We start from the raw sequence: 11,822 nt of genomic DNA on the forward strand, positions 1-11,822 counted from the left end.
CTTCCGGACTGGATGCCGCCCCACAGGCCGGCTCGGTTGCGATCGATTTTTCCAGAGTCATGTATCTGGCCTGCTGCACTGTCCATTCGTCGTTCTGTTCGAGCAGGATTGCGCCAACCAGGCGGACGATGGCGTCGTCGTTCGGGAAGATTCCGACGACCTCGGTGCGCCGCTTGATCTCGCCGTTGAGACGCTCGATCGGATTGGTAACCGGTATGATCATGACGGTGCCATCCTATCCCCGCTGGAGATGATCGATTTTCGGCGTATGGTGCGACCATCCGGGACAGGGGCACCGGGAGCACGCCAAGTGCGGGCAGGCCGATGTATTCGATGAGCTGCGAGCTCGCGTTAGTAGCTGGCCGCCCCTGCGACCTGCCCGGTTGCGCCGAGAGCGCGGATCCGTAGGTGTCGCGTCGCCCGCAGGCTCCCGACTGTTTGAGGAGGGAGCCGATGAGATGTGTGATTGGAATGGACATCCACCGCACCTTTGCGGAGGTGGTGGTTTGGGAAGACGGCCGGTTGCGCCATCACGGACGGGTCGACATGACCCGCTCCGGACTGGAAGGGTTTGGCCGCAGTTTGCGACGGACGGATGAGATTGTCATCGAGGCTACGGGCAACGCCATGGCGGTGGTGCGGGTTCTGTCGCCCTATGTCGACCGGGTGATTGTCGCCAACCCGATGCAGGTGAAGGCGATCGCCCATGCCAGGATCAAGACCGACAAGATCGATGCCGGCGTTCTGGCGCAGCTCCATGCTAGCGGCTTTCTGCCTGAGGTCTGGATTCCCGATGAGCGGACTGAGCGGCTTCGCCGCCTCGTCGCGCGGCGCAACCAGGTCGTGCGGCATCGCACACGCGTGAAGAACGAGGTGCATGGCATCCTGCAGGCGCACCTCGTGCCGAAGTGCCCGCATGCCGATCTGTTCAACCGTCGGGGTCGCGCCTGGCTCGAGCGGCAGGTGCTTCCCGACGACGAGCGGGCCGCTATCGCCCGCCACATCCGCGAGATCGACCGCCTGGCCGAGGATCTGGCTGACCTCGATCGGGAAATCGCCCGGGAAGCGGTTGATGATAGGCAAGTCCGGCGGCTTCAGACGATCACCGGCGTCAATGCCATCGTCGCGAGCGGTATCATCGCCGCCGTCGGCGACATCCGGCGGTTCCGCGAGCCGCAGAAGCTGGTGAGCTACTTCGGCCTCAATCCGCGTGTGCGCCAATCCGGTCTTGGCTTGGCGCAATATGGCCGGATCAGCAAACATGGGCGTTCCCATGCCCGCGCCATGCTGGTCGAGGCCGCCTGGGCGGCGGCGAAGGCGCCCGGACCGCTCAGGGCCTTCTTCCTGCGCATTCGCAACAAGCGCGGCCATCAGGTCGCAGCCGTGGCGGTCGCCCGCAAGCTCGCCGTGTTGATCTGGCATCTGCTGACAAAGGAGCAGGACTACTTCTGGGCTCGCCCGGCGCTGGTGGCGGCAAAGCAGAGGCAGCTCGCTCTCAAGGCTGGCGCGCCAGGCGAGCGCGGTGTCGGTCGCCGCGGTTCGGCTTACGCCTACAACGTGAAGGAGTTGCGAAACAGCGAGAAAGCCGCGGCCGAGAATGCCGAACGTGCCTACGAGCTGATGGTTCGGCATTGGCGGTCACGCGGGCCGAAGCGGCGCACGGACGCCACAAACGAGGAACGACTATAACGGCTGCGTGGCGGCACTCTCATCCTCTCGCACCACTCTTTGCCACGTGGTCGTCCGTGCCGGACAAATATAGCACAAGGAAATGTGGCGGCACGACCGACGCCTCGGTCCGCTCCAGAATGGCGCCGTGCTCGACGCCGTCAAAGCGTGGCCTGGAAACCTCGCAGCCGGCCGTGGCGGCATCGCACCGGCCAGCCTTGACTGCGTCTCGACACGCTCGCACGGGAAATCCTGCAGGCCGGGGCGAAGAAACAGCTCACCCTGGAGCCGAGCAAAGAAACGAACAGGAATCGAAAAAGCCAAAAAGCCGAAGTAGGCTTGTCGATGTCATCCGTCGAAAAAGCCAAAAAGCCGAAGTTAGGCTTGTCGATGTCATCCGTCGAAAAAGCCAAAAAGCCGAAGTAGGCTTGTCGATGTCATCCGTCGAAAAAGCCAAAAAGCCGAAGTTAGGCTTGTCGATGTCATCCGTCGAGTGGAGCTTGGCGATGTTCCTTCGGGAAGGTACCTTCTTTAGATCGCCCCGGGTCGGAACTTCCGCATTGAGAGGGACTGAAGACAATGGTGGCGCAGCTTCGCAACACCGGCTCGACGCTGAGGGCCACGCGGCTTATCGGCCCAAAAAGAACGACGCCTCGCCAGCGAAGAACGGCTACATCTCCGATCCACATCACGGAAGCCGAAAGGCTGGCCGATGAGCGAGGCAGTGGCTACAGCGAAACGCCCCTGCGCAGTTCAGAGTGTGCCACGCCTGCAAATTGCGCCAGATACAACAGACGATGATGTTTGAGTTTAGGCGATCCGTCTAACTCATTCGACGAATTTTATAGAGCTAGGATAAGCAGAGACGTTCGCATACCTGTGCGTTATCTCTTCATTCACTTTTATATCCTTTATTGCAACAATGCTTGCCCACGCGCCGCAGTCGGAATCTACCCAAACGACTTTTGCATTTGGGTCTGACGAGTGATTCACGATCGAGATAAAGCCGAAGACAACGTATCTTGTCATAAGATCCACTTCGAGTTTCCGCACGAAGTAATACTGTAATAATTCCGTCTTATCTATCAAACTTGCTGTCCCATCGTCGAATGCCCATGTTGGAGCACGCTCTATTAGCTCTCCGGCCTTGAATGGAACGTTTGCAAATACGCTCCGACCTTTTTGGGTCACATTTTTGACATACACTGCGTTGCTTCGATCAAAGGTCCGGTCGACCATTGTGGCCTCTCTCGTTGCTGAGCATGGCGCGTCGTATTCACAAGCCGAGTAGCCGCCGTTGAATTCCAGGGTAATATTCACCGGTAATTCTGCCTATAATCGGCCAACGAGGGCATCAGTTCCGCTCACCTGCAACCTGTCCGTCATTCTTGGCGCAGACCTCGTTTCCAAACTTAGTTTCGAGAGCTAAACTACTCCATTCTCAAGCTCGTCATCACCTACCAGGAAGGGTGGGGCACTTTAGCCACTCGGTTTGAGTGAGCCAGGCAGGGTTCGTGGAGGCTGCAAACTTGGAGTCATCTGAGGGCGCGCACCGATGGAAGGTTTGGATCGCGAAGGCGACAATTCATTGTGATGATTGGTATCCTCGATCGCGGCGGAAATCGGCTTCTCAGCGGCGATGATCAATGAGTGGGTGAACGAGGTTGAGGTCAATAGTGGTGTTGCGCCGGTCCTGCCACCGATCGCCGAGAGGCTGAAGGCGCTGAGCGGATGGACCGGGAGTACTTCAGACCTCCTGATTTGATGCGAGGGACGGCCCCCACTCCCGGCATCGCAGGGTACCAGGTGTGGCTGTCGAGAGTCAGATGAGGGAGAACCGTACCTGGAGAGGATTACGAAAATTGGCCTGGATACGCCAAGCGGGCTGTTTCAGGTCCACGGGGTCGATGGCGCTGATGCAACATGTCCGTCGCATGCTCCGCCGCAATGATGCTCAATCATTGCCGCCGTGCCTGATCGGCATTAGGCTTGCGCGACGGAGCAGCACTGGGCTCGGCCTCTCATGTCGCTGGGTCACGACGTTCGGCTGGTGTCTGCATCCTACATCACGCCCTATGAAGCGGCAGAAGAATTTATGGGAGGAATGCGAGGCGATCTGCGAGGCGGTGGCGCGGCCGATGATGAGCTTGTTCCGGTGAAGAGCGAGGAGCAACAGAGCGTACTGGTGCTGTATCGGGTTGCGCGAGCTCCTGATCCGGCCAATGGCAATCCCGGTGAACGGCCATCTGGCGGGGTTCGATATCGTGAACCGCCAGGGTGTTGCTGGCGTCGGAAATGTGATCGCGATGGCTGAAGATGACCACGCACTCATCCTGCCGGTTGCGCGATCGGCGCTTCTTCCGCTATCGGGCAATTGCGGGAAGTGCACGAGAAGGTCAGCGGGATGGATCCCCAGATTCGTGCCTGGCATCGCTCGAATAATCTGAGCAGACACCTAGAGACAGTTCCGGGAATCGGCCCGATCACTGCAAGCGCTATCGCCGCAACCATGACAGACGTAGCGCTCTTCAAATCCGGCCGGAGGCTGCCGGCCTGGATAGATCTGGTGCCGCGTCAGAACTCATCGGGCGGCAAGGACCATCTTGGCAGGACCCGCCTTGTCCTGGTCAGTGCCCATCCTGTACTCCGCTTCACCCCGAAAGCGCCGATCAACTCACTGGGCGGCCGATCTTCTGATGAAGACCACACAACGTCATCGCCGTCGCACCACTGCTCGGCCCGGCTGTGTTGCCCACCTTGTTCGGTGAGGATCCAGCCAGCCCACCCAGGAGCCGGACCGTTCACGTCGATCATCTGAATCGCGGAGCACTACTAGCGTTAGTAGGTTCGACTTTTCCGACTGTCACGTAGGTTAGCATGGCCGTTCCGGGAGGTAACCCCGCTCGGCCAGGTGGGCATGCTTCTGCTGTGTTCTCCTTGACCAGTTACTTGAGGATGAGATGACCATGAGTGAAGTGATTGGTGGGGTTAGCAATATGCAGGCCTTGGAAGCTCTGGAATCGAACGTCCGGTTGTACTCACGTTCCTTTCCAACCGTTTTCAGTCGGGCGCGCGGCTCTATTATGTTGACGGAGGATGGTCGAAGTCTCATTGATTTCCTGTCTGGCGCTGGAGCACTGAATTACGGACACAACAATCATCAGATCAAAGCGGCCATTACGGACTACCTGGCGTCCGATGCCGTCGTCCATGGGCTTGATGTCGCTACTCCTGAGAAACTCGAGTTTATGGAGACATTTAGCTCTGTTATTCTGCAAGAACGAGGGCTGAGCTACCGGTTCCAATTCACCGGGCCAACAGGTGCGAACGCTATTGAGGCGGCCTTAAAGCTCTCACGCAAAGTCACAGGCCGTGAGAATATAATTTCTTTCACGCGTGGATTTCATGGGTTAAGTCTAGGAGCGGTTGCTGCAACTGGTAGCCGTTTTTATCGAGACGCAAGCGGTGTTGCTTTGCCTGGCGTTACATTTATGCCATATGATGGTTATCTAGGTCCGTCCGTGGATACATCCGTTTACATCCGTAAAATTTTGGAGGACAAGAGCAGCGGAATCAACTTACCGGCTGCCGTTCTAGTTGAGTCTATACAAGGTGAGGGTGGTATAAACGTTGCAAGTAGCGAGTGGTTGCAATCAATTCAGGAGATAGCAAAAGATCTTGGCGCTGTTTTCATAGTCGACGACGTCCAGATGGGCTGCGGTCGTACAGGTGAATTCTTTAGCTTCGAAGTTGCAGGCCTGTCGCCTGATGTTGTCGTGTTATCGAAATCGCTAAGTGGGTACGGTCTGCCACTATCGGTTTTGTTGATCAAAGAGGAGGTCGACGCGTGGCAGCCAGGAGAACACACGGGCACGTTTCGAGGAAATAACCTTGCACTTGTGTCTGCAACTGCAGCGATAAATCTCTATTGGCGAGATCAGACGTTCTCGCAGGGAGTACAGCGAACAGGAGAATTTATGCACCGCCGTCTGGAAGCCATTTCACTCAACTATGGGAACAGATTTGCTGTTCGAGGGCGAGGCATGGCGTTTGGGTTTGATTGCCAAATGGCCGAAATCGCGTGGGAGACGGCAAGATCGGCATTCGAGAAAGGATTGCTTATTGAACGATGCGGACCCGTTGGTCGGGTCGTGAAATTCTTACCTGCACTTACGATCGACTTTGAGACACTAAATCACGGGCTCGACATATTTGAGGAGTCGTTGGCCGGGACACTGAAACAGATAGGACCTGTTGAGCTTCAGGATTGATCTGGATAGGGGATGCCTCGCGACGCCGCCTCACACCGTCGGGCAGGCCTGTTGGACCGCCGGTGAGCCAGAATCCGGTCGGTGAAGGCAGGGAAGCTCTCTTCCGAATAACTGTGAGCGCACACCTACATCATCTGAAGGGCTTTGGATCGGCATTGACGGCTTCGATGTAAGTTTTGATATCTGTGGACGCCGTGCCTGATCTCGGACGGGACCAGATAGAGGCTGACCTTGCCCCCAGTTTCTATCCAGTTTCGAGTTCGTTTCCGGCGTGAGTTGTGCCCTGCTGGGCGGGTGAAGCGACGGGCGCTGACGCGGAGCCTTTGGCATAGGGAAGCGCGAGCGACCGTCGCGGATTGAAGGTGGCGGCGAACTCGGCCGGTGTCTGAGGGCGTCGCCCTGCTGGCCGGCGAGGTAGTTGCGGCCCATCCGATGCTCGGCCTTGATGTGGCCGATGACGGGCTCGATGGCGGAGCGGCGGCGCATCTGGCGCTTGATGGCTGGGGTGACGCGGCGTTTCTGGCCGCTGGTGAAGACCCTGACTTGTGGCTCTGCGGTGCGTTGTGGCCGCGATAGCCGGTGTCGGCGAGGACGCGGCCGATCTCGTTGCCGACGGTCTTTCCATGTCGGGGATGACGCTTGCAAGCGTGTGGCCGTCATAGCGCTTTTGCATGCAGGGCGAACTGGCCGCCCCTGGAGCGCTTCAGCGTGGTGGCCACCGACACCTTCACCCCGAATTCGTAAGGCGCATGCGCCTTGCCCTTGCCGATGCATTCCACCTCGTGCGCGTGCAGGCTGTAGATCTTGCGGCCGCGCTGGCGCTGACGTTGCTCGAGAACGGTGGCGGCCTGGTAGAGCGGCCATTTGAAGAGCGCGTCCAGCCCCGCATCGCCGGCGATCTGGCGAGCGATGTCGCGAATGGTCCGGCCGAGATAGGTCTTGAGCTGTGCAGCGCCTTGTTGGCCCACTGTGTGGATGCCAGCCGTTTTGCAAGGAAGATTTGAACCTTTGAACGCGTGATCGAGAGCGGACTTGTGTCAGGCCTTTCGGGTGCGGCCATTTCCCATGCCGCGGGCCGGTATGGTGATGCGCGGATCAGGTCCAAATCTGCTTGGCGAGCTCATGCGGCTCTCGTTCAAACACTGGTTTTCCTGACCCCGATCTGATCGATCGTTTGCCAATGCGGTTCTTGCCTTCATCACATCCCCGACGTCCCGGCTTCAGGTGTGCTGCTGAATGATCATGCCCGCACCATCGCCGGATTCCGGTAATCCTCTTGTTTCGTCAGCATCGCCCAGATGCCACGCGCCATCTTGTTGGCCAGCGCAATCGCCACCAGCATGCGCGGCTTCTTCGCCATCATGCGGGCAAGCCAGGACCCCTCGGGCGCACCCTTCCGGGATGCCCATTGCACCACAGCCATGGCGCCGACGATGAGCAGACGGCGAATGTCGCGCTGGCCCATCTTCGAGGTCTTGCCTAGTCGTTGCTTGCCGCCGGTCGACTTCTGCAGCGGGACCAGCCCAAGCCAGGCGGCAAAGTCACGCCCGCATTTGAAGGTCGCCATCGGCGGCGCGAAGATTTCGATGGCAAGGGCGGCGATGGGGCCGATACCAGCCATGGTCTGCAAGCGTTGCGATGTTTCACCTTTCCTGGACAGCGCGTCGATCGTCTTCTTCAGTGCGTCGAGCCGACCGGTCAGCTGGTCGATCTGGTCCAACAGATCGCCGCAGATCTCGCGGACCAGATCCGGCAGTTCCGTGTTCTCGTCCTCAACGACCTCTCCCAGACGCCTCAGGTGGCCGATGCCTTGCGGAGCAACATGGCCGAACTCGTAAAGGTGCGCGCGCAAGGCGTTGACCCTCGGTGCGCTGATTGACCAGCTGTTCGCGGGTGCGAAACACAATGCCCGGGACTGCTGCTCCTCGCTCTTGGTCTCGACGAAGCGCCGCTGCGCCGCCTCGACGATCGCCTCCGCATCCGCTGCGTCGTTCTTCTCTGGTTGCCGCCCTTGATGCAAGAAGCCTTCCAACCTGATGTGCCGGTGATCGAGTGCGTTCTTCTCTCAGGCCTGTCGTTGCGGCCTTTCAAGAAGCCGCGGGCCGGTATGGTGATCTGCGGATCGGGTCCAAATCTTCTGCAAGAGCTTTCAAGCTCGGGAACGACGGCTGGTTTTCCCAATCCAGATCTTTTCGATCATTGTGCCCATTCAGGTCATCGACTTCCTACACCTTTTTCACCGGCGCCAGTTTGTGTGGTGATGCATATGCGTCATGCAGCCACAACTCGCGCCGGATTTCGATAATCCTCTTTCTTTGTCATCATCGCCCAGATCGCCCGCGCCATCTTGTTCGCAAGCGCGATCGCGACCAGCATGAGCGGCTTGCGACGCAGCATCCGTGCCAGCCATGAACCCTCGACGATGGATTTGCGGGCCAGCACTGTCAGGCGTGACATGGCGCCGATGATCAACAAAGACCGGATATCGGTCTGGCCAGCCTTCGACACGCGTCCAAGTCGCTCCTTGCCGCCGGAGGTGTATTGACGTGGCACGAGCCCAAGCCAGGCCGCAAAGTCCCGCCCGCGTTTGAAGCTCTCCATCGGCGGAGCAAAGCCGCTGATCGCCAACGCGGTCTGGGGCCCGACACCAGGCATTGTCTGCAGGCGCCGCGCTGTATCGGTCGCCAGGGAAAGGGCTTTGGCCTTTGCCGTTTTGACGTCGATCCGGGCCGTCTTTTCAGCAATCTGTTCGAGCAGATCAAAGCATTCCTCGCGCACCAGAGCAGGCAGGTCACTGTTCGGCTCCTCCAGAATAGTCTCAATCCGCTTGATATGGGCGATCCCTTTCGGAATGATGTGACCATATTCGTACAGCACCGAACGCAGAGCGTTCACAAGCTCGGTGCGCTGATGGAGGAGGCGCTCCCGACCTCGGAACAACACAGCGCATGCCTGCTGATCTTCCGACTTCGGCTGTACAAAACGCATCTCCGGGCGCTGTGCTGCAACGACGATTGCTTCAGCATCGGCAGCATCGTTTTTCTGCCGTTTGACAAAGGGCCGCACATATTGAGGTGCGATCAGCTTCACCTCGTGGCCAAGCTTGACCATTTCTCGAGCCCAGTAGCTCGCGCTGCCGCATGCTTCCATCACAACCACAGCAGGCGGCTGGCATGCCATGAACTGCCGGAACCGTGACCGCGTCAGCTTCTTACGGAATCTCAGATGCCCCGTCATTGTCGCGCCGTGAAGCTGGAAAACGTTCTTTGCCAGGTCCACCCCGATCATAGTATCTTTCATTTGCCGTCCTCTCCTTCATGTGGCGTTGAACACCACGACCTTGGCACATTGCGATGCCGTCTGGGGAGGGCGGCAACCATCCCATCTTCTGCCGCTTGATGACGGTTTGACATAGCCAGGAGCAATCAGCTTCGGCTGATGGCCAAGCCGGGCCATCTCGCCAGACCAATAGTGGGAACTGCCGCACGCCTCCATCGCCACGATATACATGTCGGATGACCGCCATGAACCTACAAAACTGCAGGCGCGACAGCTTCTTGCGGAATACAACCGGTCCATCAGCTGCCGCCCCGTGCAGCTGAAAGGCGTTCTTTGCCAGATCGACCCCGATGATGGTAACCTTTTCCATGGATGCCTGCCTCTCCTTTGCGTGGCTGTAACACCACAAACTTGGCACATCGCGATGCCGTCGGAGAAGGCTGGCATCCACCCCATCTGCTTGGCTTGGGCATAGCGCTGGGGGCTGATCAGCGCCAGCTTGGAGACCCGCACATAGCTCTGGCGCAAATGGAGCCCCCTTCCTCTTGACCAGCCGCTCGCGTGCCCGGTGGAGGAGCTTGGCGTCGGTCGGGAACATGACGTTCTTCGGCTGCACGGTGGTGTCGACAATCACCTGGCGCGTGTCGACCGGCTTCATCGCCCCGTCTTGACCGCAAGGCTCAGGCTCTCCTGCAACAGCGCCATGATCCGCTCCTCGCCCATGCGGCTGCGCCAGCGCGTCATCGGCGAGCGGTCGAACGGCAGCGCATGGCAGAAGAACACCTCGCCGGTGAGATACTGGAAATAGGGGTTCTCCACCCAGCGCTAGCACAGCACCTCGTCGGACAGGTTGAAGGTGTGCTTGAGGATCGCCAACCCCGCCATCGGCCGGGTCGGCAGCGGCGGCATGCCAGGGCCGTCCGAATAGACGGCGCCGAAACCCTCCTCCAGAACCGGCCAGTCGATCGCCTGCGCCAGCCGCACCAGCTCGTGCTTCATGTTGATGATCTGGTCGAGCCTGGAGCGGAACCGGTCCTGCTCTCCCGTCTCGCGCTTCTCCCGTAGCCTGGACATTCGCCGTCCCCTCGATTCGCCGCCGCCGTACCGAGTGAATCCTCGAGACCGAGGGTCAGGTCCTGGATGAGCGCTCCGCCGACGCCAAGGTTCCTGGCGACACGCTCGACGGTGGAGACGTGATGCACCTTATTGCTCTGCATGATCAGGCCGCCGCTGGGTGGGTCCGCAGTTTTGCGGATCGCCAATTCCACGGCAGCAAATCATCGATCCGCTGTGCTGGGTGGGCCGCGATGCGCGCCAGGATATCGGCGAGCCAGGCCTGAGGGTCGATGTCATTCAACTTGGCGCTGGCGATCAGGCTGTAGAGAACGGCAGCGCGTTGTCCGCCGCGATCGGACGCGCAGAACAGCCAGGACTTGCGCCTAAGAAAAGGTATGCATAAGCGCAATTATGCTCAGGCCCGGATTATGCGCAGTTGGCCGAGGCGGATGTGGGCCAGTCGCCGTTTCCACCTCGGTGACCTTGACATAATCAGAGGGCTTCGAGGAAGCGCATCAAATTGTCGGGCGGTCGGTAGCGTCTAAGCCTGGCCTCCTGGGGCTGCAACTTCCCGAGCACCAGCTCTTTCATGGATAGATCGGCCTCCACATACATGTGCGTGGTCGCGGTGTCTTCATGCCCCAACCAAAGCGCGATGACGGTGATGTCGACACCGGACTGCAGCAGATGCATTGCTGTCGTGTGCCGGATCACATGGGGCGAGATCAAGCGGCCAGCGAGAGAGGGAAGATGGCGCCGTGCTGCAGCGACGGCGAGATCCAGCCGTTGCGTGACGTTGGAGCGGGTCATCTTCGCGCCTGCGCGGTTTGGCAGCAGGAAGCCGTCCTGTGCGTTTGCTCCCAGCGATCGCTGCCATCGCCGAACAAGGGCGGCTGTCGGGCGCCATAAGGGAACGCACCGCTCCTTGCGCCCCTTGCCATGCAGGTGCACGGCGGGCTGGCCTTCAAGAACAATATCACGGCAGCGGATTCCGATGATCTCGGAGACGCGTGCGCCGGTGTTGTACATGAGACTGAACAGCACCCGATCCCGCCGCCCCGCCCATGTCGCATCGTCGGGAGCGTCGAGGATGGCCTGGATCTCCGATCGCGTCAGGAAGCCGATCAGCGGGCGATCGGCCCTCTTCATCGGAATGGCGAGCGCCTGCTCTATGATCCCGAGGGCGTCAAGATCATGATGTCCCGCGTATTTGAGGAATGTTCGCAGCGCGGCAAGCCGCGCGTTCCGGCTCCGTACGCTGTTGCCGCGAACCTTCTCCAGATGGTCGAGGAAATCGAGCAGCAGTCGCGCGTTCAGATCGGTGAGCGCGAGTTTGCTCGGAGGCTTGCCGATTGACGTCTCGGCAAACGCCAGAAGCAGTCGGAACGTATCGCGGTAAGCCGAGATGGTCCGCGGGCTGACGGCGCGATGTTGGCCCAGATGCTCGACGAAGAAGCGCTGCACCAGCGCGGCGAACGACGGTGTTGTCTGCTCACCCATGAAAGCGCTCCTCCGCCGCAAATGCTTCGAAGCGATCGCCGGCCGCGA

Annotated in this window: 6 protein-coding genes and 5 pseudogenes; 3 read left to right on the forward strand and 8 right to left on the reverse strand. The window is 59.5% G+C overall.

Translation table 11 applies throughout. The features are described 5' to 3' along the window. Positions 1–49: 49 nt before the first annotated feature. Positions 50–208: pseudogene (locus tag AC0NIE_RS32855) on the reverse strand (transposase); the annotation flags it as partial. 263 nt (positions 209–471) lie between these two features. Here AC0NIE_RS32855 and AC0NIE_RS32860 point away from each other — a divergent pair. After that, on the forward strand, positions 472–1,689 hold the full coding sequence (locus AC0NIE_RS32860) for an IS110 family RNA-guided transposase (RefSeq protein ID WP_473489744.1): 1,218 nt from the start codon (positions 472–474) through the stop codon (positions 1,687–1,689). A gap of 807 nt (positions 1,690–2,496) precedes the next feature. On the opposite strand, the gene AC0NIE_RS32865 is transcribed toward AC0NIE_RS32860, so the two are convergent. Beyond that, entirely contained in the window at positions 2,497–2,988 is a 492-nt protein-coding gene (locus tag AC0NIE_RS32865) for an SET domain-containing protein-lysine N-methyltransferase (protein WP_473489994.1), read from the reverse strand. 523 nt (positions 2,989–3,511) lie between these two features. On the opposite strand from AC0NIE_RS32865, the pseudogene AC0NIE_RS32870 reads away from it, so the two are divergent. Then, a pseudogene (locus tag AC0NIE_RS32870) lies at positions 3,512–4,339 on the forward strand (IS110 family RNA-guided transposase); the annotation flags it as partial. A gap of 325 nt (positions 4,340–4,664) precedes the next feature. Then, the gene (ectB, locus tag AC0NIE_RS32875) at positions 4,665–5,939 is read left to right on the forward strand and encodes a diaminobutyrate--2-oxoglutarate transaminase (RefSeq protein WP_473489996.1); all 1,275 of its coding nucleotides are present in this window, start codon (positions 4,665–4,667) and stop codon (positions 5,937–5,939) included. 387 nt (positions 5,940–6,326) lie between these two features. Here ectB and AC0NIE_RS32880 read toward each other — a convergent pair. The 6 genes and pseudogenes from AC0NIE_RS32880 to AC0NIE_RS32905 all read right to left on the reverse strand — a co-directional run. Then, a pseudogene (locus AC0NIE_RS32880) lies at positions 6,327–6,883 on the reverse strand (transposase family protein); the annotation flags it as partial. Positions 6,884–7,179: 296 nt separating this feature from the next. Continuing rightward, on the reverse strand, positions 7,180–7,959 hold the full coding sequence (locus AC0NIE_RS32885) for an IS110 family RNA-guided transposase (RefSeq protein WP_473489995.1): 780 nt from the start codon (positions 7,957–7,959) through the stop codon (positions 7,180–7,182). A 251-nt stretch (positions 7,960–8,210) separates the two neighbouring features. Continuing rightward, positions 8,211–9,239 carry an IS110 family RNA-guided transposase gene (locus AC0NIE_RS32890; protein ID WP_065012380.1) on the reverse strand — a complete coding sequence of 343 codons (1,029 nt, stop codon included), beginning with the start codon at positions 9,237–9,239 and terminating at the stop codon, positions 8,211–8,213. 435 nt (positions 9,240–9,674) lie between these two features. Further along, positions 9,675–10,292, reverse strand: a pseudogene (locus AC0NIE_RS32895) (transposase); the annotation flags it as partial. A 145-nt stretch (positions 10,293–10,437) separates the two neighbouring features. Next, positions 10,438–10,662, reverse strand: a pseudogene (locus tag AC0NIE_RS32900) (transposase domain-containing protein); the annotation flags it as partial. Positions 10,663–10,766: 104 nt separating this feature from the next. Further along, the gene (locus AC0NIE_RS32905) at positions 10,767–11,774 is read right to left on the reverse strand and encodes a tyrosine-type recombinase/integrase (RefSeq protein WP_473489567.1); all 1,008 of its coding nucleotides are present in this window, start codon (positions 11,772–11,774) and stop codon (positions 10,767–10,769) included. Positions 11,775–11,822 lie beyond the last annotated feature (48 nt).

It is taken from the genome of Mesorhizobium sp. WSM4842 (assembly GCF_055901575.1).